21 protein-coding genes are annotated in these 24,776 nt (G+C 46.9%); 11 read left to right on the top strand and 10 right to left on the bottom strand.

Annotation, left to right across the window (positions count from 1 at the left end; genetic code table 11):
• Positions 1-118: 118 nt before the first annotated feature.
• Entirely contained in the window at positions 119-1,600 is a 1,482-nt protein-coding gene (locus QUA53_RS20350; protein WP_333099468.1) for an ATP-binding protein, read from the bottom strand.
• Between the two features lie 436 nt (positions 1,601-2,036).
• Positions 2,037-2,633, bottom strand: coding sequence for an alpha/beta hydrolase (locus tag QUA53_RS20355; protein ID WP_333099469.1), 597 nt, complete (start codon positions 2,631-2,633; stop codon positions 2,037-2,039).
• 82 nt (positions 2,634-2,715) lie between these two features.
• Between QUA53_RS20355 and QUA53_RS20360 the strand changes: the two genes are divergently transcribed.
• Together QUA53_RS20360 and QUA53_RS20365 are read left to right on the top strand one after the other, a co-directional pair.
• Positions 2,716-2,916, top strand: a complete 201-nt coding sequence (locus QUA53_RS20360) for a hypothetical protein (protein WP_242720238.1) — start codon at positions 2,716-2,718, stop codon at positions 2,914-2,916.
• 152 nt (positions 2,917-3,068) lie between these two features.
• Positions 3,069-4,967 (top strand): BamA/TamA family outer membrane protein, encoded by a 1,899-nt coding sequence (locus QUA53_RS20365; protein ID WP_333099470.1) that lies wholly within the window; start codon positions 3,069-3,071, stop codon positions 4,965-4,967.
• Between the two features lie 258 nt (positions 4,968-5,225).
• Here QUA53_RS20365 and QUA53_RS20370 read toward each other — a convergent pair whose 3' ends face one another.
• Positions 5,226-6,560, bottom strand: coding sequence for a HEAT repeat domain-containing protein (locus QUA53_RS20370; RefSeq protein WP_333099472.1), 1,335 nt, complete (start codon positions 6,558-6,560; stop codon positions 5,226-5,228).
• A 45-nt stretch (positions 6,561-6,605) separates the two neighbouring features.
• Positions 6,606-7,181, bottom strand: a complete 576-nt coding sequence (locus QUA53_RS20375; RefSeq protein WP_333099473.1) for a CPBP family glutamic-type intramembrane protease — start codon at positions 7,179-7,181, stop codon at positions 6,606-6,608.
• A gap of 59 nt (positions 7,182-7,240) precedes the next feature.
• On the opposite strand from QUA53_RS20375, the gene QUA53_RS20380 reads away from it, so the two are divergent.
• Complete coding sequence (locus tag QUA53_RS20380; RefSeq protein ID WP_333099474.1) at positions 7,241-7,531, top strand: acylphosphatase; 291 nt, start codon at positions 7,241-7,243, stop codon at positions 7,529-7,531.
• Between the two features lie 133 nt (positions 7,532-7,664).
• Here QUA53_RS20380 and QUA53_RS20385 read toward each other — a convergent pair whose 3' ends face one another.
• Complete coding sequence (locus QUA53_RS20385; protein WP_333099475.1) at positions 7,665-8,312, bottom strand: phosphoribosylanthranilate isomerase; 648 nt, start codon at positions 8,310-8,312, stop codon at positions 7,665-7,667.
• 133 nt (positions 8,313-8,445) lie between these two features.
• Between QUA53_RS20385 and psaK the strand changes: the two genes are divergently transcribed.
• The 5 genes from psaK to QUA53_RS20410 all read left to right on the top strand — a co-directional run bounded on the left by psaK (position 8,446) and on the right by QUA53_RS20410 (position 13,181).
• Positions 8,446-8,730 (top strand): photosystem I reaction center subunit PsaK, encoded by a 285-nt coding sequence (gene psaK, locus QUA53_RS20390; protein ID WP_333040629.1) that lies wholly within the window; start codon positions 8,446-8,448, stop codon positions 8,728-8,730.
• An 80-nt stretch (positions 8,731-8,810) separates the two neighbouring features.
• Positions 8,811-10,007 (top strand): site-2 protease family protein, encoded by a 1,197-nt coding sequence (locus tag QUA53_RS20395; protein WP_333099476.1) that lies wholly within the window; start codon positions 8,811-8,813, stop codon positions 10,005-10,007.
• A 62-nt stretch (positions 10,008-10,069) separates the two neighbouring features.
• Positions 10,070-12,031, top strand: a complete 1,962-nt coding sequence (locus QUA53_RS20400; protein ID WP_333099477.1) for an adenylate/guanylate cyclase domain-containing protein — start codon at positions 10,070-10,072, stop codon at positions 12,029-12,031.
• A gap of 38 nt (positions 12,032-12,069) precedes the next feature.
• Entirely contained in the window at positions 12,070-12,912 is an 843-nt protein-coding gene (locus tag QUA53_RS20405; protein ID WP_333099478.1) for a DUF928 domain-containing protein, read from the top strand.
• 86 nt (positions 12,913-12,998) lie between these two features.
• Positions 12,999-13,181, top strand: a complete 183-nt coding sequence (locus QUA53_RS20410; RefSeq protein WP_333099479.1) for a hypothetical protein — start codon at positions 12,999-13,001, stop codon at positions 13,179-13,181.
• Here the strand turns inward: QUA53_RS20410 and QUA53_RS20415 are convergent.
• Positions 13,178-13,930, bottom strand: a complete 753-nt coding sequence (locus tag QUA53_RS20415; RefSeq protein WP_333099480.1) for a biotin/lipoate A/B protein ligase family protein — start codon at positions 13,928-13,930, stop codon at positions 13,178-13,180. The genes QUA53_RS20410 and QUA53_RS20415 overlap by 4 nt on opposite strands.
• 144 nt (positions 13,931-14,074) lie before the next feature.
• Here QUA53_RS20415 and QUA53_RS20420 point away from each other — a divergent pair, with 144 nt between their 5' ends.
• A complete protein-coding gene (locus QUA53_RS20420; protein WP_015177073.1) occupies positions 14,075-14,401 on the top strand; it encodes a thioredoxin family protein in 327 nt (108 codons plus the stop codon).
• A gap of 218 nt (positions 14,402-14,619) precedes the next feature.
• On the top strand, positions 14,620-15,837 hold the full coding sequence (locus QUA53_RS20425; protein ID WP_333099482.1) for an LL-diaminopimelate aminotransferase: 1,218 nt from the start codon (positions 14,620-14,622) through the stop codon (positions 15,835-15,837).
• A 253-nt stretch (positions 15,838-16,090) separates the two neighbouring features.
• Here the strand turns inward: QUA53_RS20425 and QUA53_RS20430 are convergent, their stop codons facing one another.
• On the bottom strand, positions 16,091-16,489 hold the full coding sequence (locus QUA53_RS20430) for a hypothetical protein (protein ID WP_333070462.1): 399 nt from the start codon (positions 16,487-16,489) through the stop codon (positions 16,091-16,093).
• Positions 16,490-16,616: 127 nt separating this feature from the next.
• Positions 16,617-17,423, bottom strand: a complete 807-nt coding sequence (surE, locus tag QUA53_RS20435) for a 5'/3'-nucleotidase SurE (protein WP_333099483.1) — start codon at positions 17,421-17,423, stop codon at positions 16,617-16,619.
• A gap of 223 nt (positions 17,424-17,646) precedes the next feature.
• Between surE and pheS the strand changes: the two genes are divergently transcribed.
• A complete protein-coding gene (gene pheS / locus QUA53_RS20440; protein ID WP_333099484.1) occupies positions 17,647-18,651 on the top strand; it encodes a phenylalanine--tRNA ligase subunit alpha in 1,005 nt (334 codons plus the stop codon).
• Positions 18,652-18,870: 219 nt separating this feature from the next.
• Here the strand turns inward: pheS and QUA53_RS20445 are convergent, their stop codons facing one another.
• Positions 18,871-19,320, bottom strand: a complete 450-nt coding sequence (locus QUA53_RS20445) for a hypothetical protein (protein ID WP_333099485.1) — start codon at positions 19,318-19,320, stop codon at positions 18,871-18,873.
• 414 nt (positions 19,321-19,734) lie between these two features.
• Positions 19,735-23,259 carry a response regulator gene (locus QUA53_RS20450; RefSeq protein WP_333099486.1) on the bottom strand — a complete coding sequence of 1,175 codons (3,525 nt, stop codon included), beginning with the start codon at positions 23,257-23,259 and terminating at the stop codon, positions 19,735-19,737.
• Positions 23,260-24,776: the final 1,517 nt, after the last annotated feature.

Below are 24,776 nucleotides of genomic sequence, written 5' to 3' on the forward strand. Positions count from 1 at the left end.
GTGTAAATTTTAATTACAGTTAACACAGGCGGGACGCCCGTGCCACACACGGTTAACACAGGCGGGACGCCCGTGCCACACACAGTTAACATAAATCAATTTGGATTTAGTAAATTGCTTAAGTTTGCTGTATCGGGAGTTCAATGATAAACTCGGTTCCCTTGGAGGGTTCCGACTCGCACCGGAGCGATCCTCGGTGATTTTCTACTAAGATTTTGTAGACAATAGACAATCCTAAACCGGTACCTTTACCAATTTCCTTGGTGGTGAAAAACTGCTCGAACATTCGCTCTTTTATCTGTGGTGCCATTCCGGTTCCCGTGTCAGCAATCCGCACTCTCACGCGATCGGGCCCAGCTAATTCTGTGGCGATCAAAATTTTTAGCGCAGCATAGGGCTGATTTTGTGATATCTCGTCCAAAGCATCGATCGCGTTGGTAATTAGATTCATAAATACTTGATTTAGCTGTCCTGAATAACATTCTACAGGAGGCAATTTTCCATAATTTTTAATTACTTGAATGTCGCGACGGTCTATTTGAGAATTTAGACGGTTTCGCAAAATTAACACGGTGCTGTCAATGCTGTCGTGCAAATCGCACAGGGTCATGTTACTGTTATCGGTTCGCGAAAAGTTGCCCATAGATTTGACAATTTCGCGAATGCGATTGGAACCCATTTGCATGGAAGAGATAACTTTAGGCAAGTCTTCAACGAGAAAATCAAGATCTATCTCTTCGATTTTAGCTGTGATTTCGGGACAGGGATTGGGATAGCATTCTTGATAGAGACACAGCAGGTGCAGCAAATCTTGAGTATAAATTGCGGCATGGCTCAAGTTGCCGTAAATAAAACTAACTGGGTTATTAATTTCGTGGACGATACTAGCCATTAGCGCCCCCAGCGAAGACATTTTTTCGCTGTGGAGGAGTTGAGCTTGAGTTTGTTTTAGTTCGCATAGTGCGCGATCGAGCTGGGCTGCTTGAGCTTCCGCTTTCGAGGTAGCAGCACAACTTTCTTGATAAAGTTGAACCTGTTTAAGGTCGATTTCAAATTGTTCGATTTCGCTTTCTTGCTGGTATTGACTCACCACGGCATCGAAAGCTTCTAGCAAGTCGCCGCCCGCTGCTTCGACAATATACAGCAGGTGGGGGTTTTCCAGCATGAGTTCGGCATCGGGAACTTGGACCAATGCTTTTATTCGATCGATATATGCGCGCACTTGTTTGTCTAAATACAGTGGCGGCTCAAAATACATTGCCTTGAGGGCGGCTGAAGGGGGACTCACTAAGTTGACGCTGCTGCCAATATTAATTAAGTCGCGGTGCGATTTTTCCATAAGCTCGATCGCCTCTAACAAATTTCCCCGCAGTTGGGCTTTTTCTAGGTCATCCTGAGAACAAACTAACCTCATGCAAAAAAAAGCCGTTCGTTGCGAAAGCATTCGCTGACGGCCGCTGATATTAATTACCGCAGCACTAATTTTTCTGGCTGTCGTAATTTCTTCCAGATTAAAATAGTTCCTCATTGCCGCCATTGGTAATATCCCCGACTCAACTAAATGTCTGTAGCTCGTGCTGACACAAGATTTAAGAGTCATAAGAAAAAAGTGTACAAGACACTAAACAATATATTCTGTATTTCTTACTAAAGTAGTATACTAAAACACAATTATCTTGAATTGGTAGCTTATCACAACTTTTAGGATTCGGCTTCTTGCACAGTTTTTCTTAATTATTCAAAATTTTACAAATCAACTTCGCCATAATTTGAGCTTCAGTTTGTGGCAACCCGTGAGTAGAATTGGGAACAATTGCTAACTCGGCCCCGGTATCTCGTTAGCGTAGGTTTCACCGTGGCATAGAGGAATTGTTTTGTCACTATCTGCGGCGATTACTAAGGTACGAATTTGAAATTTGTAATTTTTTTTCTACTGTATCAACTGCATCTCCCGGCCGCATCCAGCTCATAAAAAATGACCTTGCTACTGGTTGAAACATTAACTCCTTGCGCCACCATGAAATTTACTGCAATTTCTAACTTTTTCCCGCTAAACTAGCAAAAGGTTTTGCCAACTGCAAGACCCAATCCACGGCTGGGCTTTCCCACAACAGCGGCCGCAAAGCATCGTATTGACCGCAAAAACTATCGTCCCGAATTCCCGCTGGCGCTGCTAACACTAAACTGCTAACAGAATTAGGATATTGGAGGGAATATGCAGATGCTACCCAACCGCCAAAAGAATGTCCGATGATGCAGCATGGTTCGATATGTAGTTGTTCTACAACTTGCCGGACAAAATCAACTTCTACAGCTACGTCATAGCCGATTTCTGGTTGGCTGGATTCTGGAAAACCTAACATATCTAAACTGATGCACCGAAACTGAGATTGCAATAACTCAATTAATGGCAGCCAGCAAGTCTTTTCTCCAAAGAAACCGTGCAGCATCAATAAGGGTCGGCCGCACCGGATGTCGAGGTAGGCTGCTGTTTGGGTGGTGCTATTGACAAATGTACTTAAATGTGATTTTGTCTTAGAAATGCTTGAGACTGCATGGGGATCGACTCCTGAGAGGTAAGAAATCTTTGTAAACCATTGTAACAAAACAGCAGTCCAAAGGTTAAACTTCATTACGGAGTACACAATTAGAAATAGACCGTGATACTCTCTATGATTATTAGAAAATACTGCAAACTCAAAGCAGGAGAACACTTTGAACTCTACTTTAAAACAGTACCCGGCTTGCTCTCTTCGCGAAGATGTCAGTGAGTACGTAGCACACCTACAGCTTCACATGACGTTACAAGCTCGCAACTTGCTCCCTACCATTACCACCGCTAAGGACAGTCGCGAACAACTGTTGCAGCAGACTCAGGCTCATTTTGAGAAACGAGTTTCTCGACAAACTCTTTAAACAAATTTTACGATCGCCCGCGATCGAACTTTCCCAAATTTCAGCATCCCAGAAACCCGGCATCTTCAAAAATGCCGGGTTTCTTTTCGGCTAATTATGCAGGGGGCCCGGTTTTGGGTAATATGCGTTGGGTGTGCTTGAATTTTATTTTTATGCGAATTTCGATTATTGCATTTTTGACTTTGGCGGCGCTGGCTGGCGGTGAATTGGCAGCGCGGGCGATCGATCCGAGTGCCGCACCGACTGAGGCGGAGTTTAGAGAGGGAACCGCAGAGGCGCAGAGGGCGCAGAGAGAGGAGGATGAGGTCATTGGTGACAACTTAACGTCAAACCGACCATCTCTGTTGTTTGTAGCGAAGTCTAGATCCCCCCTAACTGCCCTTAATAAGGGGGGGACAAGAAATATGCTCAAAGTCCCCTTTATTAAGGGGGATTTAGGGGGATCTAGACTTGATGACAAGCGACATTTGTTATCGGTTCCAGTCTTAAATAGTAACCAATCGGATGAGGTGAACCCAACTGTGCGGGATTTGCCGGCATCCGATGAGCTCGCAGCTTCTCCAGAAGTACGCGCGGCGCAGCTATCCCCTAGGGAATCGCCCTCTCTCAAGTCCAGCCACAATAAAGATTTTACATCTCTGTTAAAAACTCCAGCGACGATCGCGGCCAACGCCGAAATCCCCGAAGCAGTAAACAGCAACGCCAGACAGCTAGGCGGTGCTCTACAAATCAGTCAAGCGGGCAATGCTGAAGGCGTTTACGTTGCAGAGGTGAAAATTCGCTTTGTCAATTCCCGAGGCGAAGCTGTTGATAAAAAAGGGAATCCGGTTGAGGGCAGAATTTCGGAAGATTTTATCCGAGGTGAGCTCAAACTCAAGGCGGGGGATAACTACAGCCGGGAAGTTGTACGATCGGATTTACAGCAATTGCAGCAATTGGGATTGTTTGACAAGGTTACGGTTTCGATTGAAGAAGTTGGCACGGATGTTAATGTAATCTACAACGTTCAAGAGCGCTCGGCTCGCTCTTTTAGCGTGAGTGCCAGTCTTAGTGATGATGTTGGCGTTGCTGTTCCTCTTTCCTATACCGATCGAACTTTCGGCACCAACCCGCAGCGGCTAGCGGTGGAACTTGAACCCAGCCTCCGAGGTATCCAGTACGATGTCGAGTTTGTCAGCCCTTACGTTGTCGCCGAAGACCGTTTGGGATACAGTGTGAGAGCTTTTGGCGATCGCAGAATATCGGAAATTTTCAACAAAGATATTGATTTGACCAACGGGAACCGAGTTCGGGAAATTCGGATGGGGGGAAATCTCAGGTTTACCAGACCTTTGGGCGATTGGCAATCGACTTTGGGACTGAATTATACAAATATCAGCACGCGCGATCGCAACTTAAAGATCGCCCGCCGCGACGAACTCGGCAATCCTCTCACATTCAGTGGCAGCGGCGTTGACGAGTTATACACTGTTTCTTTTGGTGCGGTGCTCGATCGGCGGGACAATCCCTTCAATCCCACCAGAGGCTCGATTCTCAGCCTCAGCACCGAGCAGTCGATACCTCTGGGGCGAGGAAACATTGTGAGTAACAGGCTGTTAGCGAATTATATACAGTATGTACCACTAACTTTGTTGGGCATCAGCGAGTCCGAAGCCTTGCCCGAAATGCTGGCTTTTAACTTGCAAGCGGGGACGGTAATCGGGGATTTGCCACCAACGGAAGCTTTTCGCCTGGGCGGCCGCAATTCTGTGCGAGGTTACGACGGCGGGGATATTGGCAGTGCCCGGAGTTATTTTTTGGCTTCGGGTGAATATCGGTTTCCAGTGGGTCAGGATGTCGGCGGCGTAATATTTGTTGATTTTGCGTCGGATTTGGGAACGGGAGATAGTGTACTCGGGAAACCGGCGGTAGTCAGGGACAAACCGGGGACTGGGGCGGGTGTTGGGGTAGGTGTGAGGGTGCGATCGTCCTTTGGATTAATTCGCTTAGATATGGCTGTTAGCGACTCCGGCGATCTCAAATTTATACTCGGTACAAAGCAACGTTTTTAAGAATAGTGCAACAGATCAGTTAAACCACAATCTTAAACAGATTTTGGGCGACTCAATTGCCGCCAAAGCAGTTGGCAGGGTATCATCAAACCTACCGGCCTCGGCTGGCGGGGTGTCGGTAATTGCTGCGTCTGATTGGGCGAGTTGTCGATCGAAATTGAGTGCTATACAGCACCTCGGTAAGGACACAACAATGTTGTATCCCTACTGTGTTGTAGGCAATTGACAATTGCTATATTTATTTATGCTCGTAAATGCTTAACGCTTTGGTTTCTTCAGATCAACAGTTTTCGGCTTAGCCGCTGGAGTGCGCGGATAAAACTTAAACTTATTGAGCGCAGCACTTGCCGATTTAGCCACACCGCTATCTATATCTCGCAAAGCTTTTTGTAGCAGCGGAATTACTTTTTCAGACTTAATCATTGCTAGTGCTTCCACAGCAGCTTCACGCACCTCCGGGTGAATATCTTGAGCTAACTTTCCCAAGGTTTCTATTGCTCGCTGACCTTCGGATCTCAGAGCATTAGCAGCAGCCATTTTACCTAAAGCAGACGCTGCAAACTTGCGGGTTTCTTTGTCCTGACTTTGAACACATCCCATCAACTGCGGTAGGGAATAGCTTGGTGCTTGTCTGGTAATTGGAAGCTGTTGTTCGACTGCTGGTTGATGTAAATCAATTGGTTGTGGTTCCGAAAAATCTGTGTAATTTAACTCTTCTTCAACTTCTGTTTGATTTAACTCACTTGACAGTTCCTGCCAAACTTCTTCTTGTGATAAACCTTCGGCAAATTCTGTTGAATTTAACTGACTGAACGGCTGCTCCGGGACTTCTTGTTGTTGTACATTACTTTCGTACTGATCTTGCAAAGACCTGATAGTAGCTTGCATCTGAGCTTCGTGCTCTCTCAACTGCTCGTGAGCCGCTTGCAACTGACTCTTGTATTGCTCTTGCAAAGCCTCCATATTTAACTGCATCTCAACCTCGCGGTTCTCATATTCCTCGGCAATTTGCCTCAATCGAATTTCGTGTTCATTTTGCAAGTTTTGCAAATGTTGCTCCATCTGAGCTTGATAATTTAGATGCAATTCGTCAGCAACTCTAAGTAAATGATGTTCGTGTTCTGCTTGCAAAGATTGGATATTTTGCTGCATTCTAGCATTGTTAGCGGCTTCTATTTCCTCGCTGATTTGTCGCCGCAGCTCGTGTTCATCTACGCTGGTAAGTGGTTGGAGCTGACTGTCGCGTTCTGCCAAAACTTGTTGGAGCTGACTGTCGCGTTCTGCCCGAACTTGTTGGAGCTGATTTTCGTATTGAGCCGCAACTTGTTGGAGCTGATTTTCGTATTGGGTAGTAATTTGTCTGAGTAAATTTTCGTGTTCGATAGTAGCTTTTCTAAGCTGATTTTCCCGTTCTCCTTGCTGAGATTCGACAGCTTGTTGCACCCGAGACATCTGAGCTAATTCTATTTCCTCACTAATTCTGCGAGTTTGCTGCAAGTATTCTTGCTTTTGCTTCTTTAAGCGCTTTTCCACTAACCAGTAAGCAACTGCTACCCCTGCCAAAAAACCTACGATCGCTCCTATGATAACCACAACTGACATCCTCCCGACAAAATAGTGATGCTGGACTTTTTACATTTAACCATAGAGCCTCCTGTAACCGCCCAGTAGCAACAGCCAGGCTGTCACTGCCAGCCAGTGAACTGCCACCGCAGGCCAGATAGAACCGCTTTGCAGGTATGCGATAGAGCACGCAACTCCCAAAATTGCAGCCAGTAGCAAAAATACTGGATTCATAAAGGTCGATCGACCAACAGGGTAAAAAGTAAGCGCGTTCAGCGGGTGGTAAACTACAAAAGTCGCCAAACTCGCGCATCCCCAAAACCACAGCATTAACCCAGAAGCCTTCTCGAACGGGTGTGGCAGCATTAACACGCGGAACAGTAATTCCTCGGTGATGCCCGGACTTAACAAACAGCCAAGAAGCACTCCCACAATTGTACGCCGAGAGGTTTGCACGTCTACTTTCAGAAATCCCGACCAAAAACCCACGGAAAGAGCGATTAAAGTGTAAACCAGCGCGAGCATAGCTGCAACCAGCCAATCAGTGAAATCGGGAATAGTTGAAAAAGCCAGGGTAACGCGGCGTATCAGGAGTCCCGGCAGGACTGGAAGCGGAGCTATCCCGAAGGGAATCGCACTAAAATTTAACATAATCAAACTGATCCTTAAAATTTTCACACAGATGTTAGTAGTAAGTTGAGCCGTTTATTATGCAAAACCAATCATTGCCGCCCGTCAGAGTCCGCGTTTTTGTTTCCGGATTAGTTCAAGGAGTAGGATACCGATATTCAACGAGGAATAAAGCAAAGTATTTCGGCCTGGGCGGCTGGGTAAGAAATCTCCCCGATGGGCGCGTCGAGGCTGTCTTTGAAGGATCCAAACAAGCTGTGGAAGGAATGATTAGTTGGTGCCGCCGCGGCCCCACCGGTGCTACGGTTAGTGAGTTGGTTTTGGAATACGAAGACCCGGAGGGCGAGCGCACTTTTGAGATCCGCCGATAAAACAATAAAGGAAATAAACTGCGGTTGAAACCGCTACTATACAAACGAAGTCTGCCTAGTCTGCGGCAGGCTTCGCCCAAGCAGACTAAAGAATAAATCCGATAAAAAGCGCGAACTTGGTATTGCCAATTTATCAATGATGAGCAAGTTGACTTAAATTAGCAAACAACTGAGCAACTTTGGTCAAATCTTTATCTCCCGGCGCTATTTCTACGCCGCTAGAAAGGTCAACACCGCTGAAGTTATTGCCGATCGCCCTATCAATTGCATTTAAAATATTATCGGGTGTTAAACCGCCCGCCAACAGCCAAGGACACTGCGGTCTAAACTCTGATAACATCATCCAGTCGATCGTTTTACCAGTACCGCCCAATTGCTGTGGATGGTAAGCATCCAGCAGTAAAGTATCGACACGAACAGCATAAATAGCCGCCGTCTCTAGAGTTTCAGGAGTCTTAATTCTCAGGGCTTTGATAATTTCAATTCCCGGCAAAAACTCCCGCAGTCGATCGCAATATTCCGCTGTTTCATCTCCGTGTAACTGCACCCCGCTTAAATTTGACTCTGCCGCTACTTGACAGATATTTTCTATTGTGGTGTTGGCAAAAACGCCGATGCGATCGACATTTTCCGGCAACTGCTCGACAATCAGGCGAATTGTTTCTGGGCGGACATAGCGGGGAGAAGCCGGCACACAGATAAACCCTAAAGCCTGGGCTCCCAAACGGGCGATCGCAATTCCTTGGTCTAATTTAGTGATTCCGCAAATTTTAACCCGCACTCTTCCTCCTCGGTTCCGCAGTTGTATCAAAATATCAACGAATTGTTAACTATTAAAACAAATCTTAGTTTAATGCAAACTGCTTTTTATAATCTTGGAAATCAATTTATCTGTGAAATCAGGAGATAAGAACATGATCACCTCATCTTTGCTGTTAGCCGTACAATCTACCGCTCCCTCAACACCCGAGTGGTCGCCACTGGTAGGACTGACAATGATTTTATGTAATTTGCTGGCGATCACGATCGGCTACTACGGCATCTCCAAGCAAAACCGAGGCAAGGGCCCAGCTTTACCCGTTGCACTCCCTGGAATGTTCAAAGGCTTCGGCGTACCAGAATTGCTGGCAACAGCCAGCTTCGGCCACTTGCTCGGAGCCGGAGTAATCTTGGGCTTGGGTAACGCTGGAGTTCTGTAATAAATCAGGGAAAGGCAAAGGCAAGGGGTAGAAAAGATATAATAGAAACTCTTTCTTGCTCTCCTTTCCCAGGAAACTTCATGCAGACAGGTTGGCGAATCGGCTCTTTATTTGGCATCCCCCTACTTATAGATTATTCGTGGTTTATAATTTTAGCCTTAGCAACCCGCGAATACGCCAGCAGTTACCGCGTGTGGGGGCCTGCGCTCTCCTGGAGTGCGGGGTTAGCAATAGCTCTGCTGCTGTTTGCTTCCGTGCTGTTGCACGAACTAGGACACAGCTTGGCGGCGATATCGCAAGGCATTAAAGTTAATTCTATTACCTTATTCTTATTTGGCGGGGTAGCTTCGATCGACTCGGAATCAAAAACTCCCGGTCAAGCTTTTCAAGTAGCCATTGCCGGCCCTCTAGTCAGCTTTGCGCTGTTTTTAATCCTCGGTTTGGGTTCTCAAGTTCTTCCCCCGAGAAGTTTGCTAGCAATTGTTACCGAAAGGGTAGCACTAATCAATCTCGTTTTGGGATTATTTAACTTAATTCCCGGTCTGCCTTTGGATGGAGGACAAGTTTTAAAAGCAGCAATTTGGAAAATCACCGGCTCTCGATTTACCGGCGTTCGCTGGGCGGCAAAAACAGGACAAGTTGTAGGTTGGCTGGCTGTTGCTTTGGGTCTGAGTTTATGCTTTTTAGCGCGCGAGTACGGCGGCTTGTGGATTGCGCTGATCGGCTGGTTTGGCATTCGCAATGCCACTGCTTATAGCCAAGTTACTTCGCTGCAAGAAGCCCTGCTCAAAATTAAAGCCAGCGATGCGATGAGTCGCGAGTTTCGAGTTGTAGATGCAGATTTGACTCTGCGAGAATTTGCCGATCGATATTTGTTAGAAGTCAATCCGTTTCCATTTTACATTGCTGGGACCAACGGCCGGGATTTGGGCTTAGTGTCGATCGACGATATCCGCTTCACAGAACGCAGTCAATGGCAAGTTCAGACTTTGCACAACATTTTGAAACCCCTGGGAAAAACCCCCACAGTTTCCGAAAAAGCATCCATCGCAGAAGTAATTAACAGCATGGAAGCGCGTCAACTCCCCCGAATCATCGTCCTCTCGCCGATTGGTTCAGTAGCGGGGACGATCGATCGGGGCGACGTGGTTAAAGTTTTGGCAAAATACCTCAAACCCCAGATTTCAATGGCCGACATCCAGCGCAGCAAAGAAGAAAACAGCTATCCGCAGGGATTGCAGTTAAGTGCGATCGCCAAAACCGCACAGGAAAATTAAAAATTTGGCAATTTAAGATGGGGTGCATTTTTTCAAGGAGAGTTGAAAAAATAATTATCAATATGCCCAAATTTTTTCATCAATTTCATCGTCAGTTGAAGGATAGAGGCTGGAGTTGGAAAAACTTAACTCATTCCTTCCCCTTCCCTGACTTGCAACCTCTTACTATTATCTGCATTACCGTGACAGGAGCTCTATTAGGAGTGCGGCATTTAGGCTGGTTGCAGCCACTGGAATTAAATGCTTTTGACGTGATGGTGCAGTTGCGTCCTGATGCGGGCCCTGACCCTAGGTTGCTGGTAGTAACAATCACCGATCGGGACATTAATATTATTGAAAAGTGGCCAATTTCCGATCGCACTTTAGCAAAAGCGATCGCAGAAATAGCTCGTCTTGAACCCACAGCTATTGGCATAGATATAATTCGCCCCACTCCCTACGAACCGGGAAATGCAGAATTAGCAACTCAACTGAAAAACCCCAAAGTATTTCCCATTACCTTCATCGGCAACTCAGAGTCCGATCGAGCTCCGCCACCTCCCAATATACAAAAAGAACGGATAGGATTTAACGATTTAGTCCTAGATCCAGATGGTAGAGTGCGTCGAAATTTGATGTTTGCTGGCGATGGTAAAACCACACATACTTCATTGTCAATGCGGCTAGCTTTTGCATATTTGGATAGCAAAAAAATAGATTCTAAATTGACAGAAAAACAAGAAATTCAGGCGAATAAAACAGTATTTTCAAAATTGCAATCGGACTCAGGAGGTTATCAAAACATTAATGCCCAAGGGTATCAAGTCTTACTCAACTACCGATCTGCTGAAAATATAGCAAAGATCGTGACACTAACTCAAGTTTTGGAGCAAAAAGTTGATCCTAAATTGGTGAAGGGTAAAATAGTGCTAATAGGCGTTACAGCCCGAACTGTCAAAGATTTATTCTCCAGCCCTTACAGCGCTACTGCCAGCGGAAACCGCCTGATGCCTGGGGTATTAATTCACGCCACTGCCACCAGCCAAATTCTCAGTGCAGCTTTAGACGGCAAAGGGCTATTTTGGTATTGGGACGAATGGCAAGAAATTCTCTGGATCGCAGTTTGGAGTGCAGTGGGCGGCTGTTTAGCTTGGCGGCTAGAAAAATCCCTGAATTTGATGGGAAGTGCGATCGCAGGTTGCGGTTCATTATTCGGATTCACCTTTTTCCTCTTCATGCAACAGGGGTGGATACCTCTCATGGCCCCTACCCTGGCACTTTTAATCACCGCAGCAGTTGCAGTTACCTATAAGTACGAGCAGTCGAGGCAACAGGAAGGGATTGTGATGAAATTATTAGGACAACAAACTTCACCCGCGATCGCAAATGCCCTTTGGAAAGAGCGCGTCCATCTGCTCGAATCAGGGTTATTGCCAGGGCAAAAAGTTACTGCAACGATCGTCCTCACCGACTTGCAGGGTTTTAGTACAATCTGCGAAAAACTACCGCCAGAAGTAGTAATGAGTTGGTTAAATGAGTATTTATCAGCCATGGCCCAAGAAGTCCAAGAACATCAAGGCGTGATTAACAAATTTACCGGAGATGGAATGCTGGCAGTATTTGGCGTACCCATTCCCCGCACAACTCCCGAAGGAATAGCAGAAGATGCTCGCTGCGCCGTATCTTGCGCTCTAGCCATCAGTTCCCGCTTGCCACAAATGAATCAAAATTGGCTCGATCGGGGTTTGCCGTCGGCAAAAATGCGAGTAGGTATCTTTACAGGGCCTGTGATGGTGGGTAGTCTAGGAGGCTCAACCCGTTTAGAATATGGAGTGATCGGCGACAGCGTAAATATTGCCTCTCGGCTCGAAAGCTGCGAAAAGGATCGGCAAGAGGACACTTGCCGGATATTGATTGCAGAAGAAACCTTTCTGCATCTGGCCGACAAATTTGAAGTAGAATCTTGGGGAGCTTTACCACTAAAAGGCAGGGAACAAAAAGTTAATGTCTACCGCGTCTTGGGAGAAGCAAGATCGGGAAAGTAAAAAGAGACAAAATAACTTTAAAAATTCAGGGAACTACTATGAAAAAAATGACTAATTTTTGGCTAAATTTGCTCGCATTTGGTTCCATATTATTAATAGGAGCATTTAACGCTTGCCAATTTGCAGGTCTGGGACAGCCGATACCCAGGGAGCCGGGCAAGCCAGGCACTGAATCGGGAGGACCGCGCTTCGGTCCGCCGATTCCAAGCACAGATGGCAAGCCCTCCACTGAATCGGGAGGACCGCGCTTCATTCAGCCCCGTGAAGATATCGACGATCGCCCCCCCACTCAACCGAGACGGCCTATACGCGGTGGCTGCGCGAGCATTAGTCAGCTAGGTCTCACAGCCTTAGTGCCTAAAAATAAGATCGGACGGACTGTTTCCGACTATCCAACTTTCTTTTTCTACTTGCCTCAAACAGAGGCAAAATTAGCCGAATTTACCCTAAACGATGAAAGCGGCAACCAGATTTATAAACAGGATGTCACAATTACAAATTTATCAGGGGTGATCGGCGTTAGTATCCCCCCTAACCAAAATGTGCCCCCCTTGGAAGTAGGCAAAAGTTACACTTGGAATTTTACAGTGAATTGCGATTTTGAAGACCGATCGAGCGATCAGATCGAAAGCGGTACTGTACGGCGAGTTGAAATCAGTGCAGATATCCGCCGTCAATTAGATCGGGCAGATCCGCGCCAGAAAACCGTTATTTATGCTGAAAATGGGATTTGGCAAGATGCCCTCAGCACCTTAGCTGCCGCTCGCCAAGCCAATCCTAACGATGCAGAATTAGCTGCTGATTGGGAAAGCTTGCTAGAGTCAGTGACATTGGTCAAAATTGCCAAAGAGCCGATCGTTCCAACTCAGCCACAGCCATAAGCGGTACTGCATTTAAATTTAACTTTTTTGGCGTCGGAGGAACGACCCACAAGAGTTGTAATAAAAATAAGTGTACAAATTTTTAAATGCTCTCAGTAACAGCCAAGAGAGCCGTTCCACAAGAAATAATTTTTCTTGTAGAATCGCCCTCTTGGCTGTTCCGAAAAGGCGGTATACCCCACAATAATTCTCCCAGAAATATGTGGAACGGCCATCTTGGCTGTTCCGAAAAGGTGGCAGGAAAGCCCGTCGCCAAATATGCAGATTAAATGTCAAACAGCTTATTACTTGTTAATTTCAAAATATCATGCCATTCCCGATCCGAAAGTGGCTGCACCTCCAACTCAATCCCAAAACACCGACAAGCCGCCGCACTCAAAACATCAATTACAGTTGCAATCAAATCATCCCCCCCTTCAGATAGAGGTAATTGCACAGGAATTAATTCCTCCCTAAAAACTTGAGAAAATAATTTAACATCCGGCTGCAAACGCATCGAACCGTGCTGCAAAATAGCATCACCCCGTCGCAATTGCGCGCTACCAATTAACTTGCAGCCATCAAGTGTAACTAAATCCGCACCTGTGGCAGTACCAAAACAATTCGGATTGTGAATATAACCCCTTCCAGCTTCCCCGTACTGCAAATCCAAACCCATCGCCCTCCAACCCTCAATCAAAAACTCGCAAATAGTCTGATAAGCTTTCATACGACTGCTGGCAAATCCCGACGCCACAACTGCATAAGTTAAATCCCCTTGATGCAGCACGGCGCGCCCGCCGCTTGGCCTCCTCACCAACTCCACAGGCATTCCCTGCCAAGACAAATGCTGCCAAAACTCCGGCCACCTGCGCTGGTGGTAGCCCAAGGAAATCGCCACCGGTTGCCAAGTGTAAAATCGCAGAGTTGGCGGATGTTTGCCCGCTAGATGCTGTTCCAGCAGCCATTGGTCGATCGCCATCTGCACGCTACCAGACGCCGACAACAGTGGAATTAAACGCCATACAGAATTAGCCATCAGTCCCCAGTCCTGAGTTTGCACTCAATAATTCGCAGAATGTTTTAAAATTAGTAACAGTTTTTTGGGCCTGTCTTCTAAGTTGGTGCAAGTTTCACGCCCGCCGGTGCTTTAGAAATAAATAGAAAAAATAATCGCAGAACCATGAGCAACAGTGTAATTGTCATTAACGACGAAAAATTTGAAACAGAAGTCCTGAAAGCAGAGCAACCAGTGCTTGCCTATTTTTGGGCTAGTTGGTGCGGGCCTTGCAAACTGATCGCGCCTTCGGTAGACTGGGTGGCGGCCAACTACAGCGATCGCCTGAAAGTCGTTAAAATGGAAATTGACCCCAATCCTAATACTGTCAAGCAGTATAAAGTAGAAGGAGTCCCAGCTCTCAGGCTGTTTAAAAATGCCGAAGTAGTGCTTTCTCACGAGGGCGCTATTACTAAACAAACTTTGGTCGGTTTGCTCGACGCTCACTTATAAAGTTTGAATATGATTCGGGAGTTTCCAACTCCCAACTTACAATTATAACAATCGCAATTTTTTTTAAAATCTCTCTTTTCTCCTCAATGTTCATCTCTGACTCTGCGCCCTTTGCGGTCAGTAAAAACTTTTACAAAGCCAATAAAAATGAAACATAAAAATAAATAATTTACGCAATATAAAAAGCTTCATTAAAATTTCCCAAAATTACAGAAAATATGCAATTTGCTAAACGTTTAGAGCCACTGCAATTTAATGTATTTGCCGATATGGATCGGGCAAAAGCTCAAGCTAGAGCAGCGGGGCAAAATGTGATTGACTTGTCTCTGGGTTCTTCGGATTTGCCGGCGGCTGCTCACATTACAGATGCGATCGCATATTCTCTGTCAGACACCAGCACCCACGGCTATTTGCTATTTAACGGCACAAGAGATTTCCGGGAAGCAGCAGCTATTTGGTACGAGCAAAAATTTGGGATTGCAGTCAATCCAGAAACAGAAGTGCTGCCGTTAATTGGTTCCCAAGAAGGCACGGCGCATATGCCTTTAGCTGTACTCAACCCGGGAGATTTTGCTTTGCTGCTCGATCCGGGCTATCCTTCCCACGCGGGGGGTGTGCATTTAGCCGGCGGTCAAATTTATCCGATGCCGCTATTAGCAGAAAATGCGTTTTTGCCTATATTTGAAGATATTCCGACAGCAGTGCTGGCTCAGTCGAAGATGATGGTTTTGAGCTATCCTCACAATCCTACAACTGCGATCGCCCCGGTTGCTTTTTTTGAGAAAGCTGTGGCTTTTTGTCGGGAACATCAAGTTGTTTTAGTTCACGATTTCCCTTATGTGGATTTGGTGTTTGACGATCGCAATTCTCTCATAGAGGCAGAGTCTGGTAACGAGGAAGAATATCGAAAATTGATGGCGCCGTCAATTTTTCAGGCCGATCGAGATAAGAGTGTGGCGATCGAGTTTTTTACACTATCCAAATCCTACAGTATGGGAGGTTTTCGGGTCGGATATGCGATCGGCAATTCCGAACTAATTGCAGCGCTGCGCCAGGTAAAAGCCGCAGTGGACTTCAACCAATACCGAGGGATTTTGAACGGAGCGATCGCAGCATTAAGCGGCCCTCAAGATACCGTCAGAAGCAGCGTAGAAACCTTCAGAAAACGGCGGGATGCCTTTGTAAACGCGCTACAGGGCATCGGCTGGCAAGTACCCGTACCCCCCGCCACCATGTACGTCTGGGCGAAACTGCCGGAACCTTGGGCCCAAGATTCCGTAAAATTTTGCACTCAGCTAGTACAGAGTACAGGAGTCGCAGCTTCCCCCGGTGCCGGTTTCGGGAAATCAGGAGAAGGCTACGTGCGATTTGCCTTAGTCGAGTCGCCAGCAATTTTGGAAACAGCAGTTAGAAAAATTGCTGAGTTTCTAAATTGAGCGATGCAATCTGTGTCAACTTAACCTCAAACACCCTTGTGATACTTAAGCGCACCAGAATCGAGCTTTGAGGCAGGGGTTAAAACCCCTGCCGCGCTGGGGGTTTTGAGATTTTTGGACATAGGATGAAGGACACGGCGCCTAAGTGCTTACCCGTAGCTCAAAATGGATGCAATTGCTAAAATAGTGTGATTTCTACCTAAAGGAATAGATATTTGCACGCAGTATCTGTCACAATCTTTTTTAAGAAATGTTAACGTGAGACATCTTGGGAATTACCAGTTCCGCTCACCCACTCTAAAAATCCTTGAAGTGAATTCTGTCGGGGTAGCGATTGTTCCGTAGCGGCTAGCGCACACCCGAAAAAGACCACACTGCCCAAAATTGCAATCAGCGGAAAAGGCTTGCCCAGCCCAAAGTCCCGCTGAAGGCGAGCTAACGGTCTGCTCTCGCGCCTGAGCATCTTTCCCACCGTCAGTTGTTTGAGACTAAAAGGATCGCGCACAAAATGACCGCTCCAGCTAATTACCATATGAGAATGGCAGTGGGGACAAGTGAATAGTCCACTGACCATCCCGACTGGGCCTACGACGCTAGAACGGTTGCAGATCGGGCAAGTGACAGAATGAGTGTTATAGGTGGGAGCGTTCATAACTGTTTTTCTTGATTAAAAAAAACTAACAAGTAATTGGGAGCCTGTGTTAACGCTTAAGGTATAGACCTTGAGAGGCACTTTTCCTTAATTCCTAGTTTACCGCTCCGATCGGGTCGATCGGAGCTCACTGCTTGAGAAAACCTTCAAAATGCCAACATCCCAACGAGTGCAAGTCTGGATCACAGGTGAGATTATATTGCAAGGGAGTTACGGTTATTCTGTTGTCGCGAATAGCTTGTACGTCTGTAGGAATATCATGCAGCACCGCCGAATCAGCGATTTCTTCTACATCTTCTAACAATTCCCCAGCCAGCCAATAATAAGTTTTGCCGCGCGGATCTGTGCGCTTTTGAAATATGTCGAAATAGCGGCGAATGCCTTGACGGGCGATCGCAACTCCGGTAATTTCTGCTTGTGTGACTGCTGGTATGTTGACATTCAACAGCATCGGTTTCGCCATTGGCTGTTTTTCCAACTGTGCCAGCAAGGTGACAGCGAAATCCACCGCCGGCCCAAATTCCTGCGAAGTAAAGCTCGCGAGGCTGAAAGCAATGCTGGGAATCCCTTCCATAATTCCTTCCATTGCTGCCGAAACCGTACCCGAACAGATGATATCCGTGCCTAAATTGGGCCCGTGATTGATACCGGAAAGGACAAAATCCGGCGGTTTGTCAAGTAAAGCCCACAAAGCAAGTTTTACGCAGTCGGCGGGAGTACCCGAACAGGCCCAAGCTTGGACTGCGGGATCAAAAATAGATTCGACAATTTCGGCGCGGATAGGTTGGTGCAGGGTAAGGCCGTGGCCGGTAGCGGAGCGCTCTCTGTCGGGACAAACTACGCTCACGTCGTGGCCAGCGGCGGCGAGAGCGTTGGCGAGGCTGCGGATGCCTTGTGCAAAGATGCCATCGTCGTTGCTAATTAAAAGTTTCATTGAAATTTTTAGAGGCCTTATAACAATACTAAACTAGATTTAACTAGGGCGATCGCTCTAACATCGAATTACTTATTACAAATTATCCGTAACTGCCGAAAATCCAAAATCTAAAATCTAAAATCTAAAATCAACAAGACTGTAGAGCCAAAATTGCGCTAAACTCAACTTGGCCCAAAACTGCCATCAATCTAAAATCTAAAATCTAAAATCTAAAATCAAAATGACTGTCCAGCTAAGCGACATTGAAACTCAACTAGAAATTCTCGGTCAAGAGTCCAAAAGTGCGATCGCCAGTGCCAATACCCTCGAACAACTCGAACAGTTGCGCGTCGGCTACCTCGGCAAAAAAGGCCAACTCTCTCAAATTTTAGGCATGATGGGCAAACTGTCGCCAGACCAGCGACCCAAAGTAGGTGCGATCGCCAATACAGTCAAAGAAGCCCTGCAAGCCGATTTAGAAGACAAGCGCGCCGCCCTCCAAAGCGCCCAAATCCAAGCCAAATTAGCCTCAGAAACCATCGATGTCACCATGCCGGGGATTTTTCGCCCCCAAGGCCGCGTTCACCCCTTAAATGCCGTCATAGACCGAGCTCTGGATATCTTTGTCGGTCTCGGCTACACTGTCGCCAACGGCCCGGAAATGGAAACAGATTATTACAACTTCGAGGCGCTGAACACACCGCCCGACCACCCAGCGCGGGATATGCAAGATACATTTTACCTACCAGGCGGTGACTTGCTGCGGACTCAGACATCATCGGTGCAAATTCGCTACATGGAACAGCACAAACCACCGATTCGGATTGTCTCTCCCGGCCGCGTTTACCGCCGCGATACTGTCGATGCTACTCACGCAGCAGTTTTCCACCAAATTGAACTTTTAGCAATTGATGAAGGTCTGACATTTACTGACTTGAAAGGCACAATTAAAGAGTTTTTGCGGCAAATGTTCGGGCAAGATTTGCCGATCCGTTTCCGCACGAGTTACTTTCCGTTTACGGAACCTTCTGCCGAAGTTGATTTGCAGTGGAACGGCAAATGGCTGGAAGTTTTGGGCTGCGGAACTGTCGATCCGAATGTTCTTAAAGGAGTCGGTTTAGATCCAGAAAAATATACTGGGTTTGCGGCCGGTTTTGGTGTCGAGCGGTTCGCAATGGTACTTTATGAAATCGACGATATTCGCCGGGTTTATGCTAGCGACTTGCGCTTTTTGCGACAATTTTAAACAAGGGGTTGGGGTCGCTTACACGAGCCGTCTAGAGGTCTTGGTCAATGTACATCAATCTTTCAGTTTGAAGTAAGTAAGTACAAATAAACATTACTTGGGGAGAGGGCGGGTTCTGCAACGATCGACTCGCCCTTACTGTAGATAAGCCCTAAAGCCGCCCCTACAAGCCCCTGCAAGATATTATTGTTTTTTTGCGCTTACCTACTTATTTATTGTCTACTTGCCAAAAACACCCTTGATGCTGTCAACAGCGCTCTCGACAGCATTCTTGGTATTGTCTACTGCTTTCTGAGTCCGAGCTGAATCTTCGGATGCTCTTTTCTCAATTGTGGCCGCATCTTTCTTAGCTTTGCGCTCTACGACACTACCATTCTCCGATGCTCGATCGACTTTAGCAGCATTTGTCTTGGCAGTTTCCTTAACCTTCTCTTCTGTATCTCGGATGAAGTTCTTGGCTCGTCCAGCATCTTTGCTAGCTTTTTCTTGAACCTTATCGCCCGCATCTGCTTCTGCTGCCATCGAGTTTACAGCAGGAGAGGCCATTGCTGCGGTGTTCGAGAAGAACGCACCAGACCACACGAAGGCCATCGCGGACACGCAAAGCACAGTTGCAGCCATCCAGCGCCCGACTGTCGAAAGCCGTTTCGTAAAAGAATTCAGTTTCATACAATACACAATCAGATATGACATTCTATTTCTACTCGATCGGAGCGCTCGGCTGAACCGTTCTCTAGAGAGAGGTTATCCGCCGACCAACGGTTAAAAAATTTCCCTCTTTTGATAGATGGAAGCAACGAAGGTCAGTCAATTTTAGATTTTAGATTTTAGATTTTAGATTTTAGATTTTACTCCCCAGCCGCCATTTGGAATCTTGAACTTTGGTGAGTCGATTGTAAATTTTAGATTAAAAATTAAACAATTGATATCGATTTCGGTGCAACCGGAATCGATATGAAACAGCCTTGGGGCGGGTGGGGTGAATGTAGTTCACTCAGTTGAAATCTGCTGTATTTACGAATAGGTTGTTTCCGAGATTGTGTGTGGGATATCAACATATAATACTTAACAAACAACTAATGACTAATCACAATTTAGTAAAAAAGTCAATACAGTTTCATCAATTCCCTTTAGTTTCAAAGGCTTATATTTAACAATGCGATTTTCCTCAACATAATCTGCAACCGCCGCCGAAATTAGCACCGTGTTGGGTTCCGTCACCTCTTGCAAGCGGGCGGCAATATTCACGCTCGGCCCGATCGCAGTATAATCCGATCGGTCGGGGCCGCCAAACATCCCCACCACCGCAGTACCCTGGTGAATTCCGCAGCGAAACCGCACCGGAGGCATCCCATTTTCTCCAACAATTCCCTGCTCCAACCAGCCCTGGTTAAGCTCCTTGAGAGCTCGCAGCATTTGCCCAGCAGCAGCTATAGCGCGGCGTACTTGCTCGTTAGGCGTTAGTTCCTCCGGCGCGCCAAAGAAAGCCATTACCGCATCTCCAACAAACTTGTCCACCGTACCGCCACTGTCAAAAATAGCCTTAGTCATTGCCGCCAAATATTCATTCAAAAGCTCAGCTACCCGGCGCGATCGCAGGGTATTTGCCATTTCAGTAAAACCAACAATATCGCTAAACAAAATAGTAATCAATCGCGGTTCGGGGCGCAAATCCAGCGCCAAATCTCCAGCGGCTGCGGCCTTCACCATCGACGGCGGCAAAAATCGGCGCAGCACCGATTCAGTTAAATAACTGTTCAACTGCTGCACTCGGCGCTCGTTTTGTTTGAGGGCGATCAAATTCCGCACTTCTGCCAACAATTCTCGATCGTTAAAAGGCTTGGACAAATAAGCATCCGCACCCCTTTCTACTCCTTCAATTCGAGTATCTTCATCGGCTTTAGCAGTCAGCAAAATTGCCGGAGTTCCCTGCAATTCCTCATCCTCTCGAATCATCTTAATCAAATCCAATCCCGAAATCAAAGGCATCATCAAATCAGTTATAATTAAATTAGGGTGACGTTTTTTAGCCACGGCAAATCCTTCTTCTCCGTTGCGCGCCAGCAAAACTGCAAAGCCGGAATCTCGGAGAATTGCCGACACATAAAAGCGCAAATCCGGATTGTCGTCAACCACCAAAACCGTTCCCACTGCTGTTTCCGATCTGAGCGATTGGATCGCCTCAAAGTTATAATTTTCAACCTCATTTTCCGATAAATCCGCCTCAACATCTGCCAGTTCCACCGCAGCTTTGGATGAGTGAAACTCCGCAGGTATTTCTAGTACCTGTTCCGGGGGCAAGTGAGTCGAACCGAAGTGCAGCCAAACGGTAAAAGTAGTACCTTCACCGTAAACTGACTCAACTGAGATTTGACCGCCGTGGAGTTCGACTAATTCTTTTACAAGTGCCAAACCTAAGCCGCTGCCTTCGTAGGAACGGCTAGCTGAACCTTCGGCTTGATGAAACCGCTCGAATAAATAAGGAATTTGTTCGGTGCGAATGCCGATACCCGTGTCTTTTACTTGCAACAAGCAGTGAGCGCCGGCAGATTCAACTTTGAGAGTGATAGTTCCGCCTTCTGGGGTGAATTTGACAGCATTTGACAGCAGGTTGTAAATAACTTTGTCAAATCTTTCCAAGTCCAAATAAAGTAAAGGACATTCTTGCAGTTGGGTAATTAAGTGCAGTCCTTTTTTCTCGCAGTAGGCGCGGAATGACTCTGCGGTAGAGTAACAGAAACCGACTAAATCGCAGGGGCGGAAACTCGGCTGCATCCGTCCGGCATCGAGCCGCTGCAAGTCCAGCAGTTGATTTACCAAGCGCAGGAGGCGGCGGGAATTGCGCAAAGCGATTACGGCTTGTTCGTAGGGCAAGTCTTCTTGGCGCCTGCAAGCTGATTCTAGAGGGCCGATAGTTAGAGTTAAAGGGGTGCGGAACTCGTGGGAGATATTTTGGAAAAATTCGGTTTTGAGCCGATCGGCTTCCAGAAGCCGTTCTGCCTGCTGTCTGGTAGTCTGGTAGAGGCGCGACTGCTGCACGGCCAGAGCCGCTTGAGTTGCGACTATTTGAGCCAGGTCAATGTCTGAGATGTTCCAGCGGCGGATGCTGTGATTTTGGCGCAGGGAAATGCTGCCGATGATTTTGCCTTCTGAGAGTAAGGGAACGACTAACAGGGCGCGGGCTGGCGATCGAACTTGCAGTTCTGTAACATTTAACTCGGGGTGTTCGTGGAGATCTTCGATCGCCACCGGTTCTTTTGATACCATAACTTGCAATAACACCGGATTGCCCCGAATCGGCACCAAAGACTGTGGCAAAGAAGGATGGGCAAAAACCCAGGCGCGAGTGTTCTCAGCAGCATCACCCGAAGCCGTGTCGTAGCCCAGAGGGTTCGCAACTACCTCTGGATTGTCAATAAAACCCGGTTCTACAGCAACGGTATCCCTATGTGTGTCGTATAGCCCCACGCATTGGACGTATTCATCATCTTCTGTCCACAGAGATAGGGCGCAGCCGTCAACTTGCAAAGCTTGGCCGAGTTGTTGAGTAATGGCTGCAAAAATATTTTGGGGATCGAGACTCGATCGAATTGCCGTAGTAATAGTATTGACTAATGCCTCGCGCTTGGCCAGCGCCCGCACCTGTTCGTAAGCCCGGGCTTGAGAAAGCGCCAAAGCCGCTTGGTCTGCCACCGTAATTACCAACTGTACCTCGTGGTCTTGCCAGTGGCGCGGTTGCTCGAACTGGTGCAGCGCCAAGACTGCCATCAGTTCCATTTTGTAAAACAGCGGTACGATCAAGCTCGATCGAATATTCGCAGCTTCGTAAGCCTGCTGTCGTTGCTGATTATCCCAGTTTAAAACTCGCTCGTCAGTTTGGGCATCTTGAATCACCTCCACATCCAGAGTTTCCCAAACCAAATCCGGCAGCAAATCTGGGGAGAGTTCTGCTGCACAAGCATCTCCGGGCGTGACTTCCTCATCGCCCCCCAAACCTTTAGTTTCGGCTTTCTGGTAAACGAACCACTCATCGGCCACCCGGCCGTCTTGGAACGGCCGCAGCAGACAGCAACTCACCTCAAACATCTGCCCGACAGTTTCCACAATTCTTTGCAGCATTTGCTGGTAATTGGGAGCCGATCGGATAGTATTGGTAACGGCATAAAGCAGCGATTCTTGGCTCAAAGCACGGCGCAGTTCATTGGTGCGCGTTTTCAGAAGATTGTGAGTCTCAACAGCTTGACTGACAAGATTTATCAGCTCTTGAGCATCCCAAGGCTTGGTAACGTATTTGAATACTTTGCCAGCGTTAATAGCTTCAACTAAATCTTCAACATCCGTATAGCCAGTTAAAATAATTCGGATCACGTCGGGGTACTGAGCCGCCGTCAGGCTGAGAAACTCGGTACCGCTCATTTTTGGCATTCGCTGGTCGGAGATGATCACCGCAACTTCTCCCTCTTTTGCCAAAATTTCGAGAGCAGCGGGACCAGATTCGGCTCTGAGCACTTTGTAGTCTCGATGGAAGGTGCGGTAAAGCAAGTCGAGGTTATCCGGTTCGTCATCGACGATCAGAATTTTTAGCTTAGGATTTTCTTGGGAATTCATGCACCGTTCTCCTGTGCCCCAGGGCTGTTCGATTTAATAAGTCTGATTAAAGGAAGAATTCGCCGATTTAAATTGCTGAAGTCATACCATTTTCGATTTTCGATTTTCGATTTTCGATTGCGATTGACTGATGACATAAGGGTTGGTATTTTGCCTAGAGTGCCATTATTTTTGGAAAATGGTATCACAATAATTCGTGGACATGAAGTTGTTGTGAGTATGCGAGGCAAGCATCAACCTTGATTTTTGATGTCTGGGTTTTCAATTCGGAATTCTTCTGAGCCACAGTTATCTGTCGTGCACCCCAATTTTATTATTTAATGATATTCACATAAACTCGTCTCCCGATAATTTTCTTTCGCCCGTTATCTTTATGCAGCAGGAGAGCAAACACAAATCTGGGCATTTTAACTGCCGTCTGGATATCTCAGAATACATAGGAATAACCGTCCTGATTGTGAGTTGATTTGCCAAATTTATGTTTGAGCCTGGCTCCTGGGACTATTTTATTTGGTATGTGAAAGCTGCCCGCAGCAAGATACAATAGACAACCAACATCTTCGCCTGTGTTTTTTCCCACAAGTAACAGCAACTTTAACAGTCAGCCAATGATACCGACCACAATCCGGCGTCGATCCCCTGACTGATATTTCGGGGTGGCCCACAGACCACAGAGGTGTCTGTGGGAGTGACGCAATTGCTGTACCATTTTAGTTAGACTTGCACTTTTTTCCCCGATCTCGGAATTTTTTCTGCCTCCTGCAGACCAACGCCCAAGCCAATTACTGTGGCGAAACACCGCAAGAGCGAGCATCCATCTGTTAATCTTAGCTAGGGATGTACTCTGTGGAAACCTATCAGTCGATTTTAGATTTTAGATTTTAGATTTACTCCACAGATGAATCGCGGAGCTTGAACTAGGGTCTAAAATTTTGATCTCTCCACGACCAGTGTCGGTGGCGTATATCATCGGTTTTTGGGCGGGGTCAATCAGCTCGATCGAGGTTTTGAAGGTCTCGCTCGCGCGCAGCAGAGTATCGAACCGACGGGGAAAACCCCTGCAGACTGTTTTCAGGCATCCAAATTTAAATTAGGAGGTTGGAAAAGTACCCCCTAGCTCAACAGGTAAAGCCGGTTCGATCGAGGACGGGCGATGGATTGCCCAGAACTGCTGAAAGCTGGGGTGCCAGGCCCGGGGGCGGCGGGGAACATCCGACACGCCAGCGCGCCCGGTGTTAGTCTGATAAGTCGTTGAGTTTTTCAACTACCGCTTGACGGATAAATTATATTCGATCGGGTATTTCCGTAAGCAGAGAGCGGTAGGATTCCGAGAACCTGACCTTAAAACCTTTGTGATTGTTTTTAATACCTTGCCCCCTAAGCTGTCGCGAATTTAATTTGTAAGCTACTGTTTACTGAAACTCTTGTGCTGCCGGTCCAAAGCGAGGGATTAAGCTTCAAGTTAAAGCCCAAATAGCTGATCCACAAATCTAGTATTATCGGATGAGTTTGATTCT

The sequence above is a fragment of the Microcoleus sp. Pol12B3 genome (assembly GCF_036701355.1).
Lineage (GTDB): Bacteria > Cyanobacteriota > Cyanobacteriia > Cyanobacteriales > Microcoleaceae > Microcoleus.

Bases quoted from the DNA above. Each gene is read 5' to 3' on its own strand.
- QUA53_RS20405 (WP_333099478.1), top strand. From the start codon at position 12,070: ATGAAAAAAATGACTAATTTTTGGCTAAATTTGCTCGCATTTGGTTCC.
- QUA53_RS20420 (WP_015177073.1), top strand. From the start codon at position 14,075: ATGAGCAACAGTGTAATTGTCATTAACGACGAAAAATTTGAAACAGAA.
- QUA53_RS20450 (WP_333099486.1), bottom strand. From the start codon at position 23,259: ATGAATTCCCAAGAAAATCCTAAGCTAAAAATTCTGATCGTCGATGAC.
- QUA53_RS20410 (WP_333099479.1), top strand. From the start codon at position 12,999: ATGCTCTCAGTAACAGCCAAGAGAGCCGTTCCACAAGAAATAATTTTT.
- QUA53_RS20430 (WP_333070462.1), bottom strand. From the start codon at position 16,489: ATGAACGCTCCCACCTATAACACTCATTCTGTCACTTGCCCGATCTGC.
- QUA53_RS20365 (WP_333099470.1), top strand. From the start codon at position 3,069: ATGCGAATTTCGATTATTGCATTTTTGACTTTGGCGGCGCTGGCTGGC.
- QUA53_RS20445 (WP_333099485.1), bottom strand. From the start codon at position 19,320: ATGAAACTGAATTCTTTTACGAAACGGCTTTCGACAGTCGGGCGCTGG.
- QUA53_RS20425 (WP_333099482.1), top strand. From the start codon at position 14,620: ATGCAATTTGCTAAACGTTTAGAGCCACTGCAATTTAATGTATTTGCC.
- QUA53_RS20415 (WP_333099480.1), bottom strand. From the start codon at position 13,930: ATGGCTAATTCTGTATGGCGTTTAATTCCACTGTTGTCGGCGTCTGGT.
- surE (WP_333099483.1), bottom strand. From the start codon at position 17,423: ATGAAACTTTTAATTAGCAACGACGATGGCATCTTTGCACAAGGCATC.
- QUA53_RS20355 (WP_333099469.1), bottom strand. From the start codon at position 2,633: ATGAAGTTTAACCTTTGGACTGCTGTTTTGTTACAATGGTTTACAAAG.
- QUA53_RS20375 (WP_333099473.1), bottom strand. From the start codon at position 7,181: ATGTTAAATTTTAGTGCGATTCCCTTCGGGATAGCTCCGCTTCCAGTC.
- QUA53_RS20350 (WP_333099468.1), bottom strand. From the start codon at position 1,600: ATGACTCTTAAATCTTGTGTCAGCACGAGCTACAGACATTTAGTTGAG.
- QUA53_RS20380 (WP_333099474.1), top strand. From the start codon at position 7,241: ATGCAAAACCAATCATTGCCGCCCGTCAGAGTCCGCGTTTTTGTTTCC.
- psaK (WP_333040629.1), top strand. From the start codon at position 8,446: ATGATCACCTCATCTTTGCTGTTAGCCGTACAATCTACCGCTCCCTCA.
- pheS (WP_333099484.1), top strand. From the start codon at position 17,647: ATGACTGTCCAGCTAAGCGACATTGAAACTCAACTAGAAATTCTCGGT.
- QUA53_RS20395 (WP_333099476.1), top strand. From the start codon at position 8,811: ATGCAGACAGGTTGGCGAATCGGCTCTTTATTTGGCATCCCCCTACTT.
- QUA53_RS20400 (WP_333099477.1), top strand. From the start codon at position 10,070: ATGCCCAAATTTTTTCATCAATTTCATCGTCAGTTGAAGGATAGAGGC.